Here is a 22,479-nt window from a genome sequence, read left to right on the forward strand (position 1 = left end):
GCCGGGCCCACGCCCGGCTCAGCCGGCCTGCGGCGCGCTGATCCTGCCCTCGGCGTCGAACCGGGCCCCGGTACGCGGAAAGTCGGCCCGGCTGAGCTGCTTGACCAGGCCGAGGCCCTGGTCGGCGGAGTCCATGGTCGGCTTGCCGACGGAGTTCATCCGGGTGGAGGTGAAGGAGCCGCCGGCGAAGCTGCCGTCCGGCTTGAGCGACACCTTGAGCACCCCGCCCCAGCCGAGCCGCCCGCTCGGGTTGAGCGACCGGCCGCCGCCGGCGAAGTTGCCCAGGCTGTAGGCGATCAGCCGGCCCTGGTAGAACTCCATGCCGCGCAGCACGTGCGGGCCGTGCCCGACGATCAGGTCCGCCCCGGCGTCGATCATGGCGTGGGAGAACTTCACCGGGTCGCCCCGGTTCTCGCCGTAGAACAGCTCGGTGCCCGGCTTGACCTTGGTCCGGTCGGCCCCCTCGGCACCCATGTGCACCTGCACCACCACGAGGTCGGCCATGGTGGCGGCCTTCTCGATGACCGCCGTCGCCGCGTCGATGTCGGTCAGGCTGTTCGACCAGGGGTACGACGAGAAGCCGGCCACCGCGATCTTGACGCCCTTGACCTCGACCACGGTGATCTGGTCCGGCGCGCCGGTGTGCTTCAGGCCCTGCTTCTCCAGCGCCTTCTGGGTGTTCGCGTACCCCTGCGGGCCGTAGTCGTAGCCGTGGTTGTTGGCCTGGTTGAGCAGCTCGAAGCCGGCGTCCTTGAGGTGGACGGCGTAGCTGGACGGGGCCCGGAACTGGAAGCAGGCGGTGGAGTTGGCCCCGCACTTGCCGGTGCCGGTGTCCTCGGTCAGCGGCTCCTCCAGGTTGCCCATCACCAGGTCGGCGGCGAGCGCGTCGGAGATCTCGTCGAAGAAGCCCTTCCCGCCGTTGGCGGGGAGCCGGGAGGGGGCGTTGCCCATGATGATGTCGCCGGTCGCCGAGAGCGAGACGGCTTCGTCGGCCGGCGCCGCGGCGCCGCCGGACGGGACCGGTGCGCCGGTGGCACCCCCGCCGCCCCCGCGTTGCCAGACCGGCGTGGTGTCCGACGCGTCGCAGCCGGCTGTGAGCAGCACGGCGAGGACCGCGCCGACGGCGAGCGCGGCACGGCGGCGGGTCCTGGGAGGCGCGGGAGCGAACATCGCTGGCGACCCTACCGGGTAGGTAACGGCACGACGATGGCCTTTCGGACCGAAGTTCATCCCGCCCCCCGGTCGGACCAGGGCACACAGGGCACCGACCCGCCGTCCCGGACGGCGGCGTGCACGGCCCGGGCCAGCGGGGCACCCCAGGTGGACCGGGGGCCGCCGTAGGGCTCGGCGGGGCCGTCGGCCGGGCAGAGGACGGTGACCGCGTCGGTGGGCGTACCGGTGGCGGGCAGGCCGAGCTCCCAGATCGCCTGGGCCTTCGCCTCGGTCGCCGTGGCGACGGCGTTGACCAGGGCGGCGTCGCCGAGCGCCGCCGGGACGTACACGACGATGTTGACCGTGCCCACCCGCTGGGCCGGCGCCGCCGGGGCCGCCGCGGCGGCCCAGACCGGCGTGCCCAGCCCGACCGTCGCCCAGGCCCGCACGCCGGTGTCGGCCCGGGCCACCACCTCGCCTACGTCGACCCCGGTGAGCAGGCCGACCCCCGGTCCGGCCAGGCCGAGGCCGGTGGCCAGCGCGGCCAGGTGGGCGGCCGGGTCGTCCCGGCGGTACGACATCGGCACGGTCGCGTTCACCACCCAGTTCCGGACACCGATCCCGCCGCCGAGCGGGCCGGAGCTGGCCGCCCGCAGGGGCGCCCCGGCGCGCCACACCAGCAGCGGGATGTCCCGGCCATCCTCCGGACGGCTGGTCAGGGTGGGATCGCTCAGCACGTCCGTCACCCTACGGCCATCGACGGCGACGCCCGGTCACTACCCGGTCATGGCCGCGCGATCGTAGCCCCTGATCAGGGCGGGAAGGTTACGTCCAAGGATCAAGATTCCAGGGGTGCACCTCTGATTCGTGCTCACGTGCGCCTAGACTTGTCGGCGCGCGAGGGATAAGCGGACGGCGGACCCGGCCGACGGACGGCGACGCGCAACCGGAGGTGCGCGATGGACGAGGTACTGGCCCGCAGCGGGATCTTCCAGGGTGTCGACCCGGAGGCTGCCGAGGCGCTCGCCAAGGAGATGGAGACGATCGACGTCCGCAAGGGCGAGATCGTGTTCAACGAGGGCGAGCCCGGCGACAGTCTCTACATCCTCCTGTCAGGCAAGATCAAGGTCGGGCGTCGGGCAGCCGACGGCCGGCAGAACCTGATCGCCGTGATGGGCCCGTCGGACATGGTCGGTGAGCTGTCGCTCTTCGACCCCGGTCCGCGTACGGCCACGGCCACCGCGGTCACCGACACCCGGCTGGTGCGGCTGCGCAAGCAGGCGCTGCGGCCCTGGCTGAACAACCGGCCCGAGATCGCCGAGCAGCTGTTGCGGGTGCTGGCCCGCCGGCTCCGCCGGACCAACGACTCGCTGGCCGACCTGATCTTCACCGACGTGCCGGGCCGGGTCGCCAAGAACCTGCTCCAGATGGCCGGCCGCTTCGGCACCCGCGACGGCGGCGTGCTGCGGGTGACCCACGACCTCACCCAGGAGGAGATCGCCCAGCTCGTCGGCGCCTCCCGGGAAACGGTCAACAAGGCGCTGGCCGACTTCGCCTCGCGGGGCTGGCTCCGGCTGGACGGCAAGAGCATCATCATCCTGGACCCGGAGCGGCTGGCCCGCCGCGCGCGGGTCTGACCCTGAGATCCACGCTCGGCCCGGCCCGCCCACGCGGTCCGGGCCGAGCCTTCGGCGTCAGGGCAACGAAGCGTCGCGCTGCTCCGTCCGCCATAGGTGCTGCCGCCTGCCGAGCCTGGGCACGGGCCGGCGGTGTCGCCACCGCTCGGCCTCGTTGCGCCAGCGGTGCCAGGTCCACCGCAGGTAGGCGAGGTAGATCGCGGTGGCCAGCAGACCGATCGTGAGGACGGTCGGCTGCGCCGCCTGCGCCGCTCGTTCCGACTGCCCACCCACCGCCTCCCGCCCGCTCCTGACCGGCGATCCCAGGGTCACGGTAGACGCCGGCACCAAGGTGGGCGGTGTCGGCGATCCGGCGCGGTCTGCCCGGCGCAGAATTCCTGGACTCCGGCGCGGGTCGGGGCCAGGCTGGGGCGATGCGTGAACGTGTCGCCGTCCTCTCCGACGTCCATGGTGCGCTGCCCGCGCTGGAGGCCGTACTGGCCGAGCCGGACGTGGCCGCCGCCGACCTGATCGTGCTCACCGGTGACATCGCCGCCGGACCGCAGCCGGTCGAGGTGCTGGACCTGCTCGTCTCGCTCGGCGACCGGGTCCGCTGGGTACGCGGAAACGCCGACCGCGAGCTGGTCGAGGCGCGCGCCGGCCGCCCCTCGCCGATCGACGTGTCGAACTGGGCCGCCGGCCAGCTCAGCGACGACCACCTCGCCCTGCTCGCCGCGCTGCCGCTGACCGTGACCCTGCCGGTCGACGGCCTCGGCCCGACGCTCTTCTGCCACGCCACCCCGCGCGACGACGAGGAGGTGGTACTGGTCGACTCCCGGCCGGCCCGCTGGGCGGAGGTGTTCGCCGGGGTCCCCGCCGAGGTGCGCGCCGTCGTCTGCGGGCACACCCACATGCCGTTCACCCGGCTGGTCGACCGGCGGCTGGTGGTCAACCCGGGCAGCGTGGGCATGCCGTACGGCGGGCCGGGGGCGTACTGGGCGCTGCTCGGCCCGGGGGTGCAGCTGCGGCGTACGGCCTTCGACGTCGAGGCGGCCTGCGCCCGGGTGGTGGCGGAGTCGGGCTTCCCGGACGCCGCCGACTGGGCCGACGAGTACCTGCGCTCGCGGCACAGCGACCTGGACGCGCTCGCCGCCTTCGGCCCGCGCGACGGCCGCTGACCTCCGGCACGACGCCTCCGACCGGCCGGCCTCCGGCTCCTGCTCAACTCCACGTCGGCGGAACTGCGGTATCCGGCAGCCGCTGACCCCGCCACACCGGCGAAACGGCGCGCACCGCGCAGTCTGGGACCAGAAAAAGTCAGGCTTGACTGTTTGTTTCGGGGACGGCACGCTGTCCCCGTGTCCACCGCATCGACGCGCGTCCCTCAGCAGGAGCGCAGCCGCGCCACTCAGGCCCGGCTGCTGGAGGCGACCGTCGACTGCCTGGTGGAGTACGGCTGGTCCGGCACCACCACCACCGTGGTCGCGGCCCGGGCCGGCGTCTCGCGCGGCGCGCAGTTGCACCACTACCCGACCAGGGCGGCCCTGGTGACCGCCGCCGTCGCCCACCTCGCCGACCGGCGGGCGGCGGAGCTGCGCACCGAGGCGGAGGCCCTGCCGGCCGGGCCGCAGCGGCTCGACCGGGTGGTCGACCTGCTCGGCGTGGCCTTCACCGGGCCGCTCTTCGTCGCCGCGCTGGAGCTCTGGGTCGCCGCCCGCACCGACGCCGAGCTGCGCCGCGCCCTGGTGCCGCTGGAGGCCCGGGTCGGCCGGGAGATGCACCGGCTGACCGTGGCGCTGCTCGGCGTCGACGAGCGGCGCCCCGGCGTACGGGAGGCCGTACAGGCCACCCTCGACCTGCTCCGCGGGCTGGGCGTGGCCAACCTGCTCAACGACGACTCGGCCCGCCGTACCGCCCTGCTGCACACCTGGAAACGCCAGCTCGCCGCTCTGCTCACGCCCGACGCCGGCCCACCGGAGCGCGCCACGCCGGGGCCCGAGCGCGACAGGCAGTGACCCGCCCGTCCTGACCGGCACACCCCGCCCGGAGGCATCATGGTCGACCTGACAGCACTGCTCGCGGATCTGGCCGCCGAGTCCGAGCAGCTCGACGCCCTCGTCGCGCCGCTGCCGCCGCAGGCGTGGGCCCGGCCCACCCCCGCTCCCGGGTGGTCGGTCGGCCACCAGATCGCCCACCTCGCCTGGACCGACGAGATGGCCCGGCTCGCCGCCACCGACGTCGACGCCTTCTACGCCTCGGTCACCTCGGCGCCGGACGTCAGCCGGCTCGTCGACGACGGCGCGGAGCGGTTCCTGGCCCCGCCGGCCGAGCTGCTCGCCCGCTGGCGGGCCGGCCGGGCCGCGCTCATCGACGCCCTCACCGCCGTCCCGGCGGGAGACAAGCTGCCCTGGTACGGCACCCGGATGTCGCCCGCCTCGATGGCCACCGCCCGGATCATGGAGACCTGGGCGCACGGCGAGGACGTGGCCGACGCGCTGGGCATCACCCGCGCCCCGACCGCCCGGCTGCGGCACGTCGCCCACCTCGGCTTCCGTACCCTCGGGCACGGCTTCGCCGCCCACGGCCGGTCGCTGCCCACGGCCCCGGTCCGGGTCGAACTGACCGCGCCGGCGAGCGCGAGCGGTGCGCTCGCGAGCCCCGCAGCCGCGAGCGAGGACGGCTCGGCCGACGACGTCTGGGCCTTCGGGCCGGCGGACGCGGCCGACCGGGTCACCGGGCCGGCGCTCGACTTCTGCCTGCTGGTCACCCAGCGCCGGCACCGCGCCGACCTGGCCCTGACCGCCACCGGCACGACCGCCGACGCGTGGCTGGACGTGGCGCAGGCCTTCGCCGGGCCGCCCGGCGCCGGGCGGGAGCCGCGCGCGGCGAGCGGCGCCGGAGCACCGGCATGAGCGCCCCGCTACGGGTCGGCAACGCCTCCGGCTTCTACGGCGACCGCTCCACCGCCTGGCGGGAGATGCTCGACGGCGGCGAGCTGGACGTGCTCACCGGCGACTACCTGGCCGAGCTGACCATGCTGATCCTCGGCCGCGACCGGCTGCGCGACCCCGCCCTCGGATACGCGAAGACCTTCCTCCGCCAGCTCGAAGGCTGCCTCGGTACCGCGCTGGACCGGGGCGTGCGGATCGTGACCAACGCCGGCGGCCTGAACCCGGCCGGCCTGGCCGCCGCGATCGGCTCGCTCGCCAACCGGCTCGGCCTCACCGCCCGGATCGGGTACGTCGAGGGCGACGCCCTCCCCCGTCCCGACGCGCTCACCGCGAACGCCTACCTCGGCGCGTTCGGCATCGCGGCCTGCCTCGACGCCGGGGCGGACGTGGTGGTCACCGGCCGGGTCACCGACGCCTCGCTGGCCGTCGGGCCGGCGATCGCCCGGTTCGGGTGGAGCCGGGACGACCTGGACGCCCTGGCCGGGGCGACCGTCGCCGGGCACCTGATCGAGTGCGGGGCGCAGGTCACCGGCGGCAACTTCAGCTTCTTCACCGAGCTGCCCGACGGCGGCCACCGGCCCGGTTTCCCGATCGCGGAGATCCACCCGGACGGTTCCTCGGTGCTCACCAAGCACCCTGGCACCGGCGGCGCGGTCACCGTCGAGACCGTCACCGCGCAGCTGCTCTACGAGGTGGGCGGCCCGGCGTACCTGGGGCCGGACGTGGTGACCCGGCTGGACACGGTACGGCTGCACTCCGACGGGCCCGACCGGGTCCGCGTCTCCGGCGTCCGGGGCACACCACCGCCGGACACCGTCAAGGTGGGCGTCAACAACCTCGGCGGGTTCCGCAACTCGATGACGTTCGTCCTCTGCGGACTGGACGTCCCCGCCAAGGCGGCCCTGGTGCGCGGGCAGCTCGAGGAGGCGGTCGGCAAGGAGGGGCTGGAGTTCACGCTGGCCCGCACCGACCACCCGGACGCGGCCGACACCGAGGCGGCGAGCGCGCTGCTGCACGTACACCTGCGCGACGGTGACCAGGCGCGGGCCGGGCGGGCCTTCTCGGCGGCTGCGGTGGAGCTGGCCCTGGCCTCCTACCCCGGCTGCACGCTGACCACGCTGCCCGGCGACGCCACCCCGTACGGCGTCTTCACCGCCGACACCGTGCCGCAGGACGCGGTCGAGCACGTCGCGGTGCTGCCCGGCGGGGAGCGGGTGCCGATCCCGCCGCCGACCCGGACCGACGTCGCCGCCGCGCACGCCACGGAGGTCGCACCGGACACCGGCGGTGCGCCGGCCCGGCCGGCGGGCACCGGCCCGACCCGACGGGCACCGCTGGGCGAACTGGTCGGGGCGCGCTCCGGCGACAAGGGCGGCGACGCCAACCTGGGCGTCTGGGCCCGCACCGACGCGACGTACGGCTGGCTGCGCGACTGGCTCACCGTCGAGCGGCTGGCCGAACTGCTGCCGGAGACCGCCCCGCTGACCGTCGAGCGCTACGAGCTGCCCCACCTGCGGGCGGTCAACTTCGTGCTGCGGGGGCTGCTCGGGCAGGGGGTGGCCGCCTCCACGCGGTTCGACCCGCAGGCCAAGGCGCTCGGCGAGCTGCTGCGCTGCCGGGTCGTCGACCTGCCCGCGGACCTGCCGACGGGCCCAGCGGAACGAGTCGGGGAGGCCGGCGCATGAGCATCGTGGACACCCCGGAACGGCGCCAGCTGCGCGAGCTGACCCGGTCCTTCGTCACCCGGGAGGTGCTGCCGCACCTGGCCGACTGGGAGCGGGCCGGCGAGGTGCCGCGCGAGCTGCACGCCACCGCCGCGAAGATCGGCCTGCTCGGCATCGGGTTCCCGGAGTCGGTCGGCGGCAGCGGCGGCGACCTGCTCGACTCGATCCTCGTCACCGAGGAGATCATCCGCTCCGGCGGCTCGTCGGGGCTGATCGCGGCGCTCTTCACGCACGGCATCGCGCTGCCGCACATGGTCGCCGCGGCCGGCGGCCAGAGCGGCGGCCTGCTCCGCGGCCGGCTCGGCGGCGGCCAGCTCCGGGGCGACGACGACCTGGTCGACCGGTACGTCCGGCCCACCCTGGCCGGGACGATGATCGGCGCGCTGGCGATCACCGAACCGGACGGCGGCTCGGACGTCGCCGCGATCCGCACCACCGCCCGGCGGGACGGCGACCACTACGTGGTGAACGGCTCGAAGACCTACATCACCAGCGGGGTACGGGCCGACTTCGTGACCACCGCGGTCTGCACCGACTTCCCGGGCAGCGGCGAGCTCAGCCTGCTGGTCATCGACAAGGCCACGCCCGGCTTCACCGTCGGACGCCGGCTGGAGAAGCTGGGCTGGCACTGCTCGGACACCGCGGAACTGTCCTTCGTCGACGTCCGGGTGCCGGTGACCAACCGGATCGGCGAGGAGAACACCGGCTTCCTCGCGATCATGCAGCACTTCGCCGCGGAGCGGCTCTCACTGGCCACCCAGGCGTACGCGACCGCGCAGCGCTGCGTCGAGCTGGCCACCCGCTGGTGCCGGGACCGGGCCACCTTCGGCCGCCCGCTGGCCAGCCGGCAACTGGTCCGGCACCGGCTCGCCGAGATGCACACCCGCGCCGAGGCGGCCCGGGCGTACGTGCACGAGGTGGCCGCCCGGGTCGCGGCCGGCGAGCCGGTGGTGACCGAGGTGGCGATGGCGAAGAACGTCGCGGTGGCCGCCTGCGACCAGGTGGTCGACCAGGCGCTGCAACTGCACGGCGGCTTCGGCTACCTCCGCGACGCCGAGGTCGAGCGGCACTACCGGGACGCCCGGATCCTCGGCATCGGCGGCGGCACCACGGAGATCATGAACGAGATCATCGCGAAGGGCATGGGCCTGTGAGCACACTGGACAGCGCTGTCGACCCGTCCTCGCCGACCTACCGGGCCAACCGGGAGGGGCTGCTGGAGCGCCTGGCCGAGCTGGACGCCGCGCTCGGACAGGCCCGCGCCGGCGGTGGCGAGAAGTACGTGACCCGGCACCACGCGCGCGGCAAGCTGCTCCCCCGGGAGCGGATCGAGCTGCTGCTCGACCCGGACAGCCCGTTCCTGGAGCTGTCCCCGGTGGCGGCGTACGGCACCGACTTCCCGGTCGGGGCCAGCGTGGTCACCGGCATCGGCGTGGTAGAGGGAGTGGAGTGCCTGATCGTCGCCAACGACCCGACGGTACGCGGCGGCGCGGTCAACCCGTGGTCGCTGGCGAAGACCCGGCGGGCCGGCGAGATCGCCCTGGCCAACCGGCTGCCGATGGTCAACCTGGTCGAGTCGGCCGGCGCGGACCTGCCCACCCAGGCGGAGATCTTCATCCCGGGCGGCCGGGTGTTCCGCGACCTGACCCGGCTCTCCGCGGCGAAGATCCCCACGGTCAGCGTGGTCTTCGGCAACGCCACCGCCGGCGGCGCGTACGTGCCCGGGATGTCCGACCACGTCATCATGATCCGGGACCGCTCGCAGGTGTACCTGGCCGGTCCACCACTGGTGAAGATGGCCACCGGCGAGGTCACCGACGACGAGTCCCTCGGCGGCGCGGCGATGCACGCGTCGACCTCCGGGCTGGCCGACTTCCTCGCCGAGGACGAGCGGGACGGCATCCGGCTGGCCCGGCAGTGCGTGCGCCGGCTCAACTGGCGCAAGCAGGGTCCGCCGCCGCGCAACCCGGCCCCCCAACCCCCGAAGTACGACCCGGAGGAGCTGCTCGGCATCGCCAGCGCCGACCTCAAGGTGCCCTTCGACCCCCGCGAGGTGCTGGCCCGGGTGCTCGACGGCAGTGAGTTCGACGAGTTCAAGCCGGCCTACGGCACGGCGCTGGTCACCGGCTGGGGCGAGCTGCACGGGTACCCGGTCGGGGTGCTGGCCAACGCCCGGGGCGTGCTGTTCAGCGAGGAGGCGCAGAAGGCGGCCCAGTTCATCCAGCTCGCCAACGCCGCCGACACCCCGCTGGTCTTCCTCCAGAACACCACCGGCTACATGGTCGGCACCGAGTACGAGCAGCGCGGCATCATCAAGCACGGCGCGCTGATGATCAACGCGGTCTCGAATTCGAGGGTGCCGCACCTGACGGTCAACCTGGGCGCCTCCTACGGCGCCGGCAACTACGGCATGTGTGGCCGGGCGTACGAGCCGCGGTTCCTGTTCACCTGGCCGAACGCGAAGTCGGCGGTGATGGGGCCGGCGCAGCTCGCCGGGGTGCTCTCCATCGTCGCCCGGCAGGCCGCCGCCGCTCGGGGGCGCTCCTTTGACGAGGAGTCCGACGCGGCGATGCGGATGATGGTCGAGCAGCAGATCGAGTCCCAGTCCGGCGCGCTGTTCCTCTCCGGCCGGCTCTACGACGACGGGGTGATCGACCCCCGGGACACCCGTACCGTCCTCGGGCTCTGCCTGTCGGCGATCCACAACGGACCGGTGAAGGGCGCCGACGGCTTCGGCGTCTTCCGGATGTAGAGGGGCCACTCATGATCAACCGACTGCTTGTGGCCAACCGGGGCGAGATCGCCCGCCGGGTCTTCGCCACCTGCCGGGCGCTCGGCGTCGAGACGGTCGCCGTGCACTCGGACGCCGACGCCGACGCGCCGTTCGTGGCCGAGGCCGACCACGCGGTCCGGCTGCCGGGGAACACGCCGGCCGAGACGTACCTGCGGATCGAGAAGATCCTGGACGCGGCCCGGAGGACCGGCGCGGACGCCGTCCACCCGGGCTACGGCTTCCTCGCCGAGAACGCCGAGTTCGCCGCGGCGGTGACCGACGCGGGGCTGACCTGGGTCGGCCCGCCGGCCAAGGCGATCGCCGCGATGGGCGACAAGATGGAGGCGAAGGCGCTGCTCGCCGAGGCGGGCGTGCCGATGCTGCCGACCTGGACCGACCCCGACCAGATCACCGACTTCCCGGTGCTGGTCAAGGCCTCCGCCGGGGGCGGCGGGCGGGGCATGCGCGTGGTCCGCGACGCCGCCGACCTCGCCGAGGCCGTCGCCTCCGCCCGCCGGGAGGCGGCCGCCGCGTTCGGCGACGGCACGGTCTTCATCGAGCGGTACGTGGAGCGCGGTCGGCACGTCGAGGTGCAGATCTTCGGCGACACCCACGGCACCGTGGTCGCCCTCGGCGAGCGGGACTGCTCGATCCAGCGCCGGCACCAGAAGATCGTCGAGGAGGCTCCGGCCGTCCTCGGGCCGCAGGTGCGGCAGCGGCTGCACGAGGCGGCGGTCGCCGCCGGCCGGGCCGTCGACTACGTCGGCGCGGGCACGGTGGAGTTCCTGCTCGCCCCGACCGGCGAGTTCTTCTTCCTGGAGATGAACACCCGGCTCCAGGTGGAACACCCGGTCACCGAGGCGGTGACCGGCCTGGACCTCGTCCGGCTGCAACTGCTGGTCGCCGAGGGCGAGCCGCTGCCGGTGGCGGCGACCCCGCCGGTCGAGGGCCACGCGATCGAGGTACGCCTCTGCGCGGAGGACCCGGCCCAGGGCTTCCGTCCCGCGGCCGGCACCCTGCACCGGTTCGTCGTCCCGGGGGTGACCGGGGCGTTCGCCCCGACGAAGGGGCTGCGACTGGACTCCGGCGTGACGGACGGCTCCACGGTGGGCGTGCACTACGACTCGATGCTGGCCAAGCTGGTCGCCTGGGCGCCGACCCGGGCGGAGGCGGTCCGGGCGCTGGCGGGTGCGCTGGCCCGGGCCGAGTTCCACGGCGTCGCCACCAACCGGGACCTGCTGGTCCGGGTGCTGCGCAGCCCCGAGTTCGCGGCGGCCGAGGCGGACACCGGTTTCCTGGACCGGCACCCCGAGGTCTTCGCCCCGCTGCTCCCCGCCGACCGGTCACCGCTGGCGGCGCTGGCCGCCGCGCTCGCCTCGGCCGCCGCCCGCCGCGCCGAGGCGGGCGTGCTCGCCGGGCTTCCCTCCGGCTGGCGGAACGTGCCGGCGTTCCCGCAGGTCACCCGCTACGCCGGGCCGGACGGGGGCGAGATCGAGGTGCGCTACCGACTGGACCGCACCGGCGCACTGACGGAGTGGTCCACCGACCCGGGCGTGACCTCGGCCGACGGGTCCTCGGCGGGGTCCGGACCCGGGGCGGGGGCGGACCCGGCCGGAGCGGATGCCGACCGGTCCGGGCAGCCGCCGACGGTGGCGCTGGTGGCGGCGAGGCCGGACCGGGTCGTGCTCGACGTGGACGGCGTGCGCCGGCCGTTCCGCGTACACCGGGTGGGGTCAGCGGTCTTCGTGGACGGCCCGGACGGGGCGACGAGCCTGACCGAGCTGCCCCGGTTCCCGCTGCCCAGCACGGAGCTGGCGGCCGGGTCGCTGCTGGCGGCGCTGCCCGGCGCGGTGAGCCGGGTGCACGTGACGGTCGGTCAGCGGGTCGCCGCGGGCGACCTGCTGCTGACCCTGGAAGCGATGAAGCTCGAACACCCCGTGCTCGCCCCGACCGACGGCGTGGTCGCCGACCTGCCGGTGCCGGCCGGCGGTCAGGTCGACACCGGCACCGTGCTGGCCGTGGTCAATTCCGAGGAGGACCCGCGATGAACTTCGACCTCACCCCCGAGCAGGACCAGCTCCGCGACGCCGTCCGCGCGCTGGGCCGGCGGTACGGCCACTCCTACTTCGTCGAGAAGGCGAAGACCGGCGGGCACACCAGTGAGCTGTGGAGCGAGGCCGGCCGGCTCGGCTACCTCGGCGTCAACATCCCCACCGAGTACGGCGGCGGGGGCGGCGGCATCACCGAACTGGCCCTCGTCTGCGAAGAGCTGGCGGCGGCCGGCTGCCCACTGCTGCTGCTGGTGGTCTCCCCGGCCATCGCCGCCACGGTGATCAACAAGCACGGCACCGACGAGCAGCGCAAGCGCCACCTGCCCGGCCTGGCCGACGGCACCCAGAAGATCGTCTTCGCGATCACCGAGCCGGAGGCCGGCTCGAACTTCCACCGGCTCGGCACGGTGGCCCGCCGCGACGGTGACGACTGGCTGCTCTCCGGCCGCAAGTGCTACATCTCCGGGGTCGACGAGGCGCAGTACGTGCTGGTGGTGGCCCGCACCGAGGACGCGTCGACCGGCAAGCTGAAGCCGGCTTTGTTCATCGTGCCGACCGACGCTCCGGGGTTGACCCGCTCCAAGCTGGACATGGAGATCCTCTCCCCGGAGAACCAGTTCCTGCTCTACCTCGACGACGTGCGGCTGCCCGCCGACGCGCTGGTCGGCGAGTCCCTGGACGCCGGGCTGCCGGCGCTGTTCGCCGGGCTCAACCCGGAGCGGATCACCGTCGCCGCGATGGGCGCCGGCACCGGCCGGTACGCCATCGAGCGAGCCAGCGAGTACACCGCCACCCGCAAGGTCTGGGGCGGCCGGAGCATCGGCTCGCACCAGGGCGTGGCGCACCCCCTCGCGCACGCGGCGGTGCAGGTCGAACTGGCCCGACTGATGATCCACAAGGCGGCCACACTGTACGACGCCGGCCGCGACCTGGAGGCCGGCATCTCCGGCAACATGGCCAAGTACGCCGCCGGCGAGGCCGCCGCGTTGGCCGTGGACACCGCCGTGCAGGCCCTCGGCGGGGCCGGCATGACCACCGAGTACGGCGTCGCCACCCTGCTCGGCGCGGTACGCGCCGGCCGGATCGCCCCGGTCAGCCGGGAGATGATCCTCAACTTCGTCGCCCAGCACGTCCTCGGCCAGGACAAGTCCTACTGACCCGGGTGGATCCGGGCGCCGGACCGGAAAGGGTGACCGGACCGACACCGTGATCCGACGACTCCCCACTGTCACGATCAGCGGTGACAGACCACAGGGGAGGGTGTCATGGACAGAAGAGCCGTACTCAGGGGGCTCGCGGGCGCGGCGGTGGCCGCGCCGGCCGCCGGGCTGCTCGGCGCCGCGCCGGCCGAGGCCGCGACCCACTACGTGATGGCGACCGAGCAGGCCAGCGGTCGGATCCTCAGGTTCAACCCGGCCGCCTGGAGCAGCGGCACGGTGCTGTGGAAGGCGCCGAGCACCACCGGTACGTGGACGAACCTCTCCGACGTCAAGCGGCGGGGCACCGCGAACTGGGGCAACGTCATGCTGGTGACGTCCTCCGGGGTGGGCGACTACCTGGGCCGGGCCGCGATGATCGACGAGAGCGCGATCGGCTCCTCGCGTACCGGGGGGATCGTCTGGCAGGCCGCCGTGGACGGCAACCCACACTCGATCGAGCGGATCGAGGGCAAGGGGGCGATCGTCGTCGCCACCTCCAAGGGGCCGACCGGCTCGGCCGGCGGCGGCGGCCTGCACCTGTTCGTGCCGTCGACCAACGGCGGCAAGCCGGGGACCCGGGCCGTCAAGTTCTACGGCTTCCCCGGTGCGCACGGGGTCATCTACAACCAGAACGGCTTCGTCATCGCCGTGGGCACCGGTGAGGTCCGCCTCTACGGGATCACCGGCAACGGGTCCAGCACCCGGTTGGCGTACCGGACGAAGCTGACCTTCAGCGACGGCGCGGGACGGGCGAAGGTCGGGCACGACATCCTGCCCGACCACGACGGCAGCGGCTACTTCTTCACCTCGTCGTACAACGTGCGCTCGCTGCAACTGGTGTACGCCGGCAACAGCTGGCAGTTCACCTCCAGCCAGGTCAGCGGGGCCGACCACGTCAAGGCGTACACCCGGCTGCCGAACGGGGTGCGGACCTGGGTGGTGCCGGGCTCCGGCGAGGGTGACTGGAGCCGCACCATCCACTTCAGCTCCGGCAACCACAGCAAGAGCGGTGCCCGCTTCTACCGGGTGCGCTACCACACCACCGCGTTCGGCTGACCGGCCGCGCGCCCGGGGCCGGCGGGGCGACGCCGGGCCCGGGCGCCGAGCGGCCCGTCACCTCCGTGGTGGCGCCGCCCCGAGCCGGCTCAGCGCACGGCGCGGCAGGCGGCGTCGATACGGTGCACCGGTCGTACCCGCCGGCCCGTCCCCTCCAGCAGCGAGTCCTCGACGTGGAAGTCGCGGATGCGCAGCCGGTGCCGGGGCAGCTCCTCCTCGCTGGGACAGAGCACCTGGGCGCGCACCTGGTCCACCGGCACGTAGCGGACGCCGCCGCGCTCCTGGAGCAGCACCACGTTCACGTCGTCCACGGTCACCACGTGCCCACGGACGTCCTCGGTGCCGCCCGGCGTCGACTCCACGGTGGTGACGGTGAGCGGCAGCACCGGCGTGCTGATCACCGGCAGCGCAGCCCAGACCAGCATGGCGAGCACGGCCGCCTCGGTCAGCGACGCCAGTGGCCGGATCACCGCCGCCGGCAGCGGACCGGTGACGCCGAGCGCGAGCAGCGGCGGCGCGACGAGCAACAGCAGGGCCAGCAGCTCCCCCTGCCGCCAGGCGTCCCGCAGGGTCGGCGCGAGCAGCCAGGCGTACCCGACGAACAGGGCGGCGAGCAGCAGCAGCCGGGGCGCGACCTGCTCGTGCAGCCGGGCCGGGGTGAGCTGGAAGGCGGCGACGAACGCCGGGATCAGCAGCGGCAGGTAGAGCAGCTGCCAGGTGACCAGGGCGAGCAGGAAGCTGGCGACCACGAACCAGGCCGGGGTGATGTCCACCCAGCGGGCGAAGAGCGGCCGGCGAAAGCTGGCCGGCATCCGCTCCACACTCACCCGGAGCACCGCGCCGAGCGCGAAGACCGCGACCAGGCCCGTGGAGAGCAGTCGGGCGGCCGTGGTGAGGAAGCCGGCCAGCAGGTTCACCGGGCCGACGTTCGCCACCAGGAGCAGGGTGGTCTGGAGTTCGCCGCCGGCCTCGACGCCGAGCCGGAGCACGGAGAAGATCGCCGGCACGCCGACCACGGCCGTCCAGAACGACTGGCTGGCCCGGGCTCGCCGCTCGGCCGGGTCGCTCCCCTCCCGCGCCGGCCCGGCGGGGCCCACGTCACGCTGGGCGGGCACCGCCGGGGCGCTCACCGCCGGGGCGCCTTGTCGTCGAAGTCGACCAGCTTTGGTACGTCCAGCGGCTGCGGCTGCGACTTCGGCGCCTTCATCCACGGCCCCAGCGTCCGGTTGTACGCGGTCAGCCAGGGACTGCTGATCCCGCTGCGCCCCTGCTGGTAGCTCTTGTCGAGGAAGAAGGCGACCAGGTCGCGCAGGGCCGGGTCGCCGATCGGCACCCCGATGCCGAGCGTCTCGCTGGTGCCGAACGGCATGTCGACGATCTCGAACTCGGTCGGGTACTGGGAGAGGAAGCCGGCGAGGATGGTCTCGTCGGAGCTGACCGCGTCGTACCGCCCCTCGCGGATGCCGTTGACGCAGTCGCCGACCCGCTTCACCACCAGCGCCTTGACCTGGTGTTTCTCCAGCTCAGCCTCGGTGGTGGAGCCGCCGCTGGTGCAGATCTTGTACGCCGGGTCGCGGAGGTCCTCGATGGTGCGGATCTTGTCCTTCAACCGGTTCGGGACCATCACCTCCTGGGTGGTGACGAAGTACGGCCCGGCGAAGCCGACCTGCTTCTTGCGCTCCTCGGTGATCGAGAAGCTGGAGACCACCAGGTCGACCACGCCGCCCTGGAGGGCCGGGATGCGGTCCTCGGTGGCCAGCGAGACGAAGTCGATCCGCTGGTCGCCCTCGTAGCCCAGCGAGGCGGCGATGTACCGGGCGATCTCGACGTCGAAGCCGACGTAGGTGCCGTTGCGCAGCTCGCCCATCAGCGGCTCGGTGGCCGCCACCCCGATCCTGATCTTCGGCTGGCCGTCGATGTGCGACTCGCGCAACTTGTCCAGCACCGAGGGGAGCGGCGGATCCTGCCGGTTGTCGCACCCGGCCGCGGCGGCCAGCGTCAGGGTCAGCGCCACGGCCAGCGTGGTCGCGACCGAGCGGAACCTCGGGGAGGAGCTGTCGTTCATCGAACTACCTCGCTGACGGACACGGCCTGCGGGACACCGACATTGACGTTCTCCCCGCCCTTAAGGACTGGGATTCCCTCCGTGCTGCGCGTGGAGCGGCGCGCAGCGGGCGGGCGGATTCCTGTTCCCGGACAGGGATGGAAAGAAGTTGCGGTACGCCAGGTTCAGATCGGCGAGGGCCCGCTGCAACACCACCGCCGACACCTCGCCCAACCACGCCCGCTGCGGCGTCGTCTTCGCCTCGGTAATCACCTGCTTGGACAGGTCCCCGTCAGAGATGTAGGGCAGGCCCTGCTCCCGGGCCTCCTGCCGCGCGCGCAGCCCGTCGTTGAACACCACCCGCGCGCACCCGAACGCCCTCGCCAGCGATTGCTGCTCGGCGAGGGTCGGGTAGACGCGGTAGTTGTACCGGAGCTGCACATCGGACAGTCTGGCATTGACCTACGACAAAGAGCAGTACGCTTACGCTCCGGCAGACATCGCGTTTCGCGCTGCCCGCTCATTTCGTGACCAATTTCCGACACCGCGTATCCAGCGACCGGCGCCTGGTGCGACTGAAGAAGACCACGCGAGCTGTGCGCCGACCTCGACATCGAACTGATCGAGTTCAATGGCGAAGGCGAACCACGTGACTACTACCGGGCCAACTGGCTCTGGTCGGTTTCGTACCTCGCTGGGTCCGTCGACGGCGCACCCCTGACTGTCCTGCGTCAGTCCATCGAGCAGCAGAACCGGCCAGGTCAGAGCACGCCCCGGCCTAGCCGGCCTCCCGCGCGGGACTTCACCCCCGACCTCTGAACGGCGGAGCACTGGCCCGCATCTTTGCAGCGTCCTCGGCGGTCACCAGAACGGCGTGGGAGTGACCGGGGTACGACAGGCGACCCGAGCGCCCGCCGTACCCCGGCGTCCTTCAGCGAACCGTCAGCGCACCGTCAGCGTGCCCACGGCGGGCCGCGGCGCGACGACCGGCGGCAGGCGCTTCGGCTCGCCCCGGGCCGGCTCGCCCTCGGCGGCCAGCGCGCTCTTCGGCGCGGCGGCCCGCGACGTCTCCGGCTCGGCCGGCACCTCGACGAAGGGCTGCACGTCACCGGTGCAGACGGTGCCCTTCTTCGGCAACGTGCCCTTGAGCAGGTAGGCGTCGACGGCACCGGTCACGCAGGCGGACGTCCCGTAGGCGGTGTGCCCCCAGCTGTCGCTGCTGAGCAGCCGGCTGTTCGGCAGCAGCTTCGCCGAGCTGACCGCCGCGTCGTAGTTGGTGGCCGGGTCCCAGTAGTTGCCGACCACCAGCACCGGGGCGCTGGTCCTCCGGTTGAACGGACCGGTCCAGGCGTCCTCGTCGCGCACCGTCCAGGTGTCCCGGGCGCACGGCGCGGCGCTCCAGCCCCAGGCCCGCCCGAAGTACGGGGCCCGCTTGTCCTCCTTGGCCGTCAGCGCCGGCCAGGCACCCGCGTCCTTCGGGTGGTACGCGTCGGTGCAGTCGACACCGAGGAACGTCTCCAGCCCGTTGTTGTACGGGAAGTCGTACCTGCGCTGCTGTCGAGCCTGCTCGGCGCGCTTGGCGACGGCCGTGCGGGCCTGCGCCAGGCGGGCCGCGGTGGCCGATCCCGGGTCGGTGAGCACCAGCAGGTCGGCGGTGATCGAGGCGATGTCGGCGTAGCCGTACGGGCTGTAGAGCGAGCTGAGGCTGGCGCCGACGAAGTCGGCGTAGCTGACGGTGAACGAGCCCGCGTCCGGGTCGTCGATCACCACCGGCTTCTTGCGCAGCCGCTGCGCCACCAGCTCGTACGAGGCGACCGGGTCGCCGGCCGCCAGCGGGCACGCCTGCTCGCCGGCCTTGTCGCAGCGGAGCAGGATCTCGCGCAGCGCCTGGTACGCGCCGTCGGCGCTGCGCAGCCGGGTTTCCTGCAGGTCGCCGCGGGCCTTGCCCTGGCCGACCCACGCGTTCGGGTCGAGCACCCCGTCGACGGCCAGCGCGCGGACCCGGTCCGGGAACATGTTGGCGTAGTACTGGCCGAGCGCGGTGCCGTAACTGAAGCCGAGGTAGCTGAGCTTCTTGTCGCCCACCGCCCGGCGCAGCACCTCCATGTCCCGGGCGACCTCGGCGGTGGACATCGCCCCGGTCAGCGGCTTGCCGGTGGTGGAGCAGGCCCGGCCGACCGCCTTCGACGAGGCGATGTAGGCCTTCTCCTCGGCCTTCGTCCACGGGAACGCCACGTTCAGCCCGGCGTACGCCCTGGTCTGGTCCTTGACCGACGGGAAGCACTTGACGTTGTCGCTGGCGGCGACGCCGCGCGGGTCGACGCCGACGATGTCGAAGCGGTCCAGCAGTTCGTCGGAGAGGAAGTACGGCGCGGCGAGCGCGATGTCGGTGCCGGAGCCGCCCGGGCCGCCCGGATTGAGGAAGAGGCTGCCGATCCGGCTCTGCTGGTCGCGGGCCTTTACCCGGAGCAGCGCGATTTCGGTGGTGGCTCCCTTGGGCTGGTCGTAGTCCAGCGGCAACCGGGTGGTCGCGCACTCGGCGTAGCCGTAGCAGGCGTACCAGTCGAGCTTGGGCGTGGGCACGCGGTCGACCCGCCGGGCCTCGGCGGGACTGGTGCGGTCCGATGTGGTGGGTCGACCCCAGCCGGTGGTGACGGGCGACGCGGTTGCGGGCGCGATCGCCGATCCGGCGAGGAAGAGGCCGGCGAGTCCTGCCGCGGCCAGGGACCGGGAAGTACGTGGCATGTGCTGCCTTCCGGTGGAGGACGGGGATACGTCGAGGTGAACCTCGACCTCCGTCACCCTAGGGGCGGCAGACAATGATCGCGGCCCGGCGAAACGCCATCAAAGGGACCAATTATCCGAACGATGTAACGAAATCTTCATTGTCGACGCTGATCGGCATCCTTCCTCCACTCAGGAGCCGGCCTCCTCGAACCAGTCCGGCTGCGGCCCGGACGTCGGCCCGCCCGACTCCGGTGGCACGTGGTCGTCGACCACCCGCCAACCGGCGGCGTCCGCGCGCAGCAGCAGGAAGGCGTCGGTCTCGCTGGACGGCGCGCCGACGGCATACACGGTGCCGGCGTCCACGGTGGCCTTCTCCAGCGAACAGACGCCCCGCGGGTCCGGTCGGGCGCCCGCGCAGTCGCCGACGTACCGGTGGTCGCCGCCGTAGGTGGCGGTCACGTAGCGGGACAGGGCCTCGGCGAGGGACACCCTCGCCGCCGGCGATGAGGGTGTGGCGGCGGAGGTGGTGACCAGCACGGAGGGGCGGGCCTCCTCCGGCGACGACCCCGACCCGCAGGCGCCGAGCGGGCCCGACACCAGCAGTGCGACGACGATCCGGGACGTCCGGCGCATCGGCGTTCCTCCTTCGGACGAAGTGATCGGATCATCGCACCGGGCGGCCGGCGGATCCGCCGTCGTGACCCACCGGTGCGCGGATTGACAGCGCGTCCCACCCGGAGATGCTTGTCGGGTGGGACGAATCCTCAGGCCGGACCCGCGCGGCGTGGCGGCGGTCGCGTCGCTCGCCGCCGTCGCGGTGCTGGCGACCCTGCTCGTGCGGCACCCCGCCAACATCCTGACGGTGGGGCTGGCGCTGCTCTGCGTGCTGCTGGCCACGATCGCCGGCACCGCCGTGGCCGCCGTGCGCGAGCAGCCCCCGACGACGGGCGTCACCCCGCCGGGGCCGCCGGACGTCGGCCCCCCGGTGCTCGACGCCGACACCCTCGACGCGCTGGACAGCGCGGCCGTCCGCGCGAAACTGGAGGAGCTGGACGAGCTCAGGGACCGATGAGGGTGGGCGAGGCGAGCGCGTCCACGCCCTTGCCGGCCAGGCAGCGGAACGTCCGGCCGGTGTCCGTGCCGCTCGGCGGCAGGACCTCCAGGTTCCAGCCGGTGGGATAGGCCAGCCCGCTGGTGAGCCGGAAGGTCCGCGCGTTGCAGACCCGGCGGACGGCGGGGTCCGCGCTGATCGCGGCGTGCCCCGCGCCGACCAGCGTGGGCGGCAGCTCACCCTCCACATAGGTCTCCCAGGTGTGCCGGCCGTCGCAGGACACCTGCGGCGCCACCGCCCGGTCGCCGCGCAACCGCACCGGGCCGAAGCACTCCAGCCCTGACGCGCAGTGCGCCCCGGGCGGCAGGGTCAGCGTGGACGAGCCGGCGCCGCAGCCCGGCAGCGAGCCCCACGCGGCCGGTGAGGCGGATCCGGTGGCGGTCGGCGTCGGCGTGGGGGCGGCCACCGACGCGGCGTTGCCGGCGACCCAGGCACCGGCGCTCGCCGAGGCGGCCAGGGCGAGGACCGCGGCGCCGCCGAGGAACCACCGCCGTCGCCGGCGTCGCCCGTGCGGCACGGTCGGGTGGGCGTCCTCGGGCACCGGCCGCGGCGGGCCGGACCGGTCCACGGTGTACGGCCCGGAGGGGCCCCCGGAGATCGGCGCTCCGCTCACCGGCACCCCGCTGACCGGGGACGGGACCGCGCCGAGCGGCAGGGCGGTGAGCAGGTCCCGCAGCTCCAACGCGGAGGGACGCGCGCCCGGGTCGTTGGACATCCCGGCGCGCAGCACGTCGACCAGTTCGGTCGGCACCCCGGGCAGCTCCGGGATGGGCTGGTTGAACATCTCCAGCACGGTGACCAGGCTCGGGTTCCGCTCCGACTGCCAGCGCGGCGGGCGGCCGTGCATCACCGCGTAGAGGGTGGCGCAGAGCGCGTACACGTCGACGGCCGGCGAGGGCGGGCTGTGGCTGAACATCTCCGGCGGGGCGTACGCCGGGGTGAGCACCTCCAGGGTGACCGAGGCGTCGCGCACCTCGGCCAGCACCGCCAGCCCGAAGTCGGCCAGCACCGCCGGGTTGAAGTGCGAGTGCAGGATGTTTGCCGGCTTCACGTCGCGGTGCAGCACTCCGGCCGCGTGGGAGTGGGCCAGCGCGTCGGCGATCTTGATGCCGAGGTCGCGGGTCTCCGCCGGGCCGAGCGGCGAGGTCCGCATCCGCTCGGCGTACGAGCCGTCGCAGAGCTCCATGATCAGATACGGGTGCTGGTCGACGGTGACCCCGACATCGAAGAGGTCCACCACGTGCGGGTGGGACGACATCTTCCCGGCGGCGCGCGCCTCCCGGAGGAACCGGGCCTGGTCCCGCTCGCTGTCCAGCGTGCGGTTCTCCACCTTGACGGCGACCTCGCGCCCCACCGAGATCTGGGTGGCCCGGTAGACGGTCGCGTAACCACCCCGGGCGAACACCTGCAAATCAGTCAGACCGGGCACGATGGGCAGCCGGAGGGCGCCGGGCGGGGTCTCGGTCACAGCTCTGAAAATACCCGTCCCGCCGGAGCGCTCAGCGGACCGTACCGGCGGCCGGTGCGGGACCGGCGCTCTCACCGGCACCCGGCGCGACGCCGTCCGGGCCATCGACGGATGTCGGCACGACCGCCCGGCGGGCGTCCCAGCGCAGGCCGACGGCGGTGGCGAGCGCCCCCAGCCCCTCCCACGCGGCGACGCCGAAGAAGCGGTCCGGCGCGACGTCGGCCAGCACGATCAGGGTGAAGACGGTGAAGGTGACCAGCCGGAAGACGACCGTGAACCGGTAGAAGGCCCGCCACTCGGTGGCGACCGCCAGCAGGTAGTAGACGCCCATGTTGAACGAGGCCATCGCGGAGGCGGTGAGGAACGTGCCGGTGTAGTCGCCGGCCGCCCGGCGCGCGGGCACCTCGAAGCCGAGCATCCGCAACTGCGCCTCGGGCCAGACCAACCCGAGCGCGCCGAGCAGGAGCGCCAGCACGCCGAAGACCGCGATCGTCCAGCCGGCGCCGGAACGCGGCAGCCTCATCTGTCCTCCCCACCCCCAGGGCGCGGCCGGGCGACCGACCGCGTGGAAGGACACGCTAACCGCCCCCACCGACGCGCACATCCC

The 22,479-nt window shown here is 73.6% G+C and carries 21 protein-coding genes; 11 read left to right on the top strand and 10 right to left on the bottom strand.

The window, feature by feature from the left end; translation table 11 throughout:
- Positions 1 to 18 precede the first annotated feature (18 nt).
- Both V6U89_RS11655 and V6U89_RS11660 read right to left on the bottom strand, forming a co-directional pair.
- On the bottom strand, positions 19 to 1,170 hold the full coding sequence (locus V6U89_RS11655) for a CapA family protein (protein WP_334570891.1): 1,152 nt from the start codon (positions 1,168 to 1,170) through the stop codon (positions 19 to 21).
- Between the two features lie 56 nt (positions 1,171 to 1,226).
- The gene (locus V6U89_RS11660) at positions 1,227 to 1,889 is read right to left on the bottom strand and encodes an adenosylcobinamide amidohydrolase (protein WP_334570892.1); all 663 of its coding nucleotides are present in this window, start codon (positions 1,887 to 1,889) and stop codon (positions 1,227 to 1,229) included.
- Between the two features lie 222 nt (positions 1,890 to 2,111).
- Between V6U89_RS11660 and V6U89_RS11665 the strand changes: the two genes are divergently transcribed.
- Positions 2,112 to 2,789, top strand: coding sequence for a Crp/Fnr family transcriptional regulator (locus V6U89_RS11665; protein ID WP_067306583.1), 678 nt, complete (start codon positions 2,112 to 2,114; stop codon positions 2,787 to 2,789).
- Between the two features lie 57 nt (positions 2,790 to 2,846).
- Here V6U89_RS11665 and V6U89_RS11670 read toward each other — a convergent pair whose 3' ends face one another.
- Positions 2,847 to 3,101, bottom strand: a complete 255-nt coding sequence (locus tag V6U89_RS11670) for a hypothetical protein (RefSeq protein WP_334570894.1) — start codon at positions 3,099 to 3,101, stop codon at positions 2,847 to 2,849.
- Positions 3,102 to 3,202: 101 nt separating this feature from the next.
- Between V6U89_RS11670 and V6U89_RS11675 the strand changes: the two genes are divergently transcribed.
- From V6U89_RS11675 to V6U89_RS11715, 9 genes are all read left to right on the top strand, one after another.
- Positions 3,203 to 3,946, top strand: coding sequence for a metallophosphoesterase family protein (locus V6U89_RS11675; RefSeq protein ID WP_334570895.1), 744 nt, complete (start codon positions 3,203 to 3,205; stop codon positions 3,944 to 3,946).
- A 180-nt stretch (positions 3,947 to 4,126) separates the two neighbouring features.
- Complete coding sequence (locus V6U89_RS11680; protein WP_334570897.1) at positions 4,127 to 4,783, top strand: TetR/AcrR family transcriptional regulator; 657 nt, start codon at positions 4,127 to 4,129, stop codon at positions 4,781 to 4,783.
- Between the two features lie 39 nt (positions 4,784 to 4,822).
- A complete protein-coding gene (locus V6U89_RS11685; protein WP_334570898.1) occupies positions 4,823 to 5,680 on the top strand; it encodes a TIGR03084 family metal-binding protein in 858 nt (285 codons plus the stop codon).
- Entirely contained in the window at positions 5,677 to 7,404 is a 1,728-nt protein-coding gene (locus V6U89_RS11690) for an acyclic terpene utilization AtuA family protein (protein WP_334570899.1), read from the top strand. Before V6U89_RS11685 ends, V6U89_RS11690 begins: the two co-directional genes overlap by 4 nt.
- Positions 7,401 to 8,597, top strand: coding sequence for an acyl-CoA dehydrogenase family protein (locus V6U89_RS11695; RefSeq protein ID WP_334570900.1), 1,197 nt, complete (start codon positions 7,401 to 7,403; stop codon positions 8,595 to 8,597). Before V6U89_RS11690 ends, V6U89_RS11695 begins: the two co-directional genes overlap by 4 nt.
- Positions 8,594 to 10,195: an acyl-CoA carboxylase subunit beta gene (locus tag V6U89_RS11700; protein WP_334570901.1), complete on the top strand. Its 1,602-nt coding sequence runs from the start codon at positions 8,594 to 8,596 to the stop codon at positions 10,193 to 10,195. The genes V6U89_RS11695 and V6U89_RS11700 overlap by 4 nt, the downstream gene beginning before the upstream one ends.
- Positions 10,196 to 10,206: 11 nt before the next feature.
- Positions 10,207 to 12,264: an ATP-binding protein gene (locus V6U89_RS11705; RefSeq protein WP_334570904.1), complete on the top strand. Its 2,058-nt coding sequence runs from the start codon at positions 10,207 to 10,209 to the stop codon at positions 12,262 to 12,264.
- On the top strand, positions 12,261 to 13,424 hold the full coding sequence (locus tag V6U89_RS11710; protein ID WP_154941331.1) for an acyl-CoA dehydrogenase family protein: 1,164 nt from the start codon (positions 12,261 to 12,263) through the stop codon (positions 13,422 to 13,424). Before V6U89_RS11705 ends, V6U89_RS11710 begins: the two co-directional genes overlap by 4 nt.
- A gap of 108 nt (positions 13,425 to 13,532) precedes the next feature.
- Positions 13,533 to 14,522, top strand: a complete 990-nt coding sequence (locus V6U89_RS11715; RefSeq protein WP_334570905.1) for a hypothetical protein — start codon at positions 13,533 to 13,535, stop codon at positions 14,520 to 14,522.
- Positions 14,523 to 14,611: 89 nt separating this feature from the next.
- On the opposite strand, the gene V6U89_RS11720 is transcribed toward V6U89_RS11715, so the two are convergent.
- From V6U89_RS11720 to V6U89_RS11740, 5 genes are all read right to left on the bottom strand, one after another.
- Positions 14,612 to 15,652, bottom strand: a complete 1,041-nt coding sequence (locus V6U89_RS11720; protein ID WP_210779010.1) for a hypothetical protein — start codon at positions 15,650 to 15,652, stop codon at positions 14,612 to 14,614.
- A complete protein-coding gene (locus tag V6U89_RS11725) occupies positions 15,649 to 16,587 on the bottom strand; it encodes a transporter substrate-binding domain-containing protein (protein WP_154941329.1) in 939 nt (312 codons plus the stop codon). The genes V6U89_RS11720 and V6U89_RS11725 overlap by 4 nt, the downstream gene beginning before the upstream one ends.
- A gap of 60 nt (positions 16,588 to 16,647) precedes the next feature.
- Positions 16,648 to 17,007, bottom strand: coding sequence for a transposase (locus tag V6U89_RS11730; RefSeq protein ID WP_334570908.1), 360 nt, complete (start codon positions 17,005 to 17,007; stop codon positions 16,648 to 16,650).
- Between the two features lie 501 nt (positions 17,008 to 17,508).
- Complete coding sequence (locus tag V6U89_RS11735) at positions 17,509 to 19,311, bottom strand: alpha/beta hydrolase (RefSeq protein ID WP_334570910.1); 1,803 nt, start codon at positions 19,309 to 19,311, stop codon at positions 17,509 to 17,511.
- A gap of 171 nt (positions 19,312 to 19,482) precedes the next feature.
- Entirely contained in the window at positions 19,483 to 19,926 is a 444-nt protein-coding gene (locus V6U89_RS11740) for a hypothetical protein (protein WP_334570911.1), read from the bottom strand.
- Positions 19,927 to 20,044: 118 nt separating this feature from the next.
- Between V6U89_RS11740 and V6U89_RS11745 the strand changes: the two genes are divergently transcribed.
- Entirely contained in the window at positions 20,045 to 20,365 is a 321-nt protein-coding gene (locus tag V6U89_RS11745; protein ID WP_334570912.1) for a hypothetical protein, read from the top strand.
- Here the strand turns inward: V6U89_RS11745 and V6U89_RS11750 are convergent.
- Together V6U89_RS11750 and V6U89_RS11755 are read right to left on the bottom strand one after the other, a co-directional pair.
- Positions 20,352 to 21,872 carry a serine/threonine-protein kinase gene (locus V6U89_RS11750; RefSeq protein ID WP_334570913.1) on the bottom strand — a complete coding sequence of 507 codons (1,521 nt, stop codon included), beginning with the start codon at positions 21,870 to 21,872 and terminating at the stop codon, positions 20,352 to 20,354. The two genes, V6U89_RS11745 and V6U89_RS11750, sit on opposite strands and share 14 nt — an antisense overlap.
- Before the next feature lie 31 nt (positions 21,873 to 21,903).
- A complete protein-coding gene (locus V6U89_RS11755; RefSeq protein WP_334570915.1) occupies positions 21,904 to 22,395 on the bottom strand; it encodes a hypothetical protein in 492 nt (163 codons plus the stop codon).
- Positions 22,396 to 22,479: the final 84 nt, after the last annotated feature.

The sequence above is a fragment of the Micromonospora sp. CPCC 206171 genome, assembly GCF_036906755.1.
GTDB classification, from domain to species: domain Bacteria; phylum Actinomycetota; class Actinomycetes; order Mycobacteriales; family Micromonosporaceae; genus Micromonospora; species Micromonospora purpureochromogenes.

What these genes read in the sequence shown, in the direction of transcription:
- V6U89_RS11655 (WP_334570891.1), bottom strand. Translation starts at nt 1,170, where the DNA reads ATGTTCGCTCCCGCGCCTCCCAGGACCCGCCGCCGTGCCGCGCTCGCC.
- V6U89_RS11665 (WP_067306583.1), top strand. Translation starts at nt 2,112, where the DNA reads ATGGACGAGGTACTGGCCCGCAGCGGGATCTTCCAGGGTGTCGACCCG.
- V6U89_RS11675 (WP_334570895.1), top strand. Translation starts at nt 3,203, where the DNA reads ATGCGTGAACGTGTCGCCGTCCTCTCCGACGTCCATGGTGCGCTGCCC.
- V6U89_RS11685 (WP_334570898.1), top strand. Translation starts at nt 4,823, where the DNA reads ATGGTCGACCTGACAGCACTGCTCGCGGATCTGGCCGCCGAGTCCGAG.
- V6U89_RS11690 (WP_334570899.1), top strand. Translation starts at nt 5,677, where the DNA reads ATGAGCGCCCCGCTACGGGTCGGCAACGCCTCCGGCTTCTACGGCGAC.
- V6U89_RS11695 (WP_334570900.1), top strand. Translation starts at nt 7,401, where the DNA reads ATGAGCATCGTGGACACCCCGGAACGGCGCCAGCTGCGCGAGCTGACC.
- V6U89_RS11705 (WP_334570904.1), top strand. Translation starts at nt 10,207, where the DNA reads ATGATCAACCGACTGCTTGTGGCCAACCGGGGCGAGATCGCCCGCCGG.
- V6U89_RS11710 (WP_154941331.1), top strand. Translation starts at nt 12,261, where the DNA reads ATGAACTTCGACCTCACCCCCGAGCAGGACCAGCTCCGCGACGCCGTC.
- V6U89_RS11715 (WP_334570905.1), top strand. Translation starts at nt 13,533, where the DNA reads ATGGACAGAAGAGCCGTACTCAGGGGGCTCGCGGGCGCGGCGGTGGCC.
- V6U89_RS11725 (WP_154941329.1), bottom strand. Translation starts at nt 16,587, where the DNA reads ATGAACGACAGCTCCTCCCCGAGGTTCCGCTCGGTCGCGACCACGCTG.
- V6U89_RS11735 (WP_334570910.1), bottom strand. Translation starts at nt 19,311, where the DNA reads ATGCCACGTACTTCCCGGTCCCTGGCCGCGGCAGGACTCGCCGGCCTC.
- V6U89_RS11740 (WP_334570911.1), bottom strand. Translation starts at nt 19,926, where the DNA reads ATGCGCCGGACGTCCCGGATCGTCGTCGCACTGCTGGTGTCGGGCCCG.
- V6U89_RS11755 (WP_334570915.1), bottom strand. Translation starts at nt 22,395, where the DNA reads ATGAGGCTGCCGCGTTCCGGCGCCGGCTGGACGATCGCGGTCTTCGGC.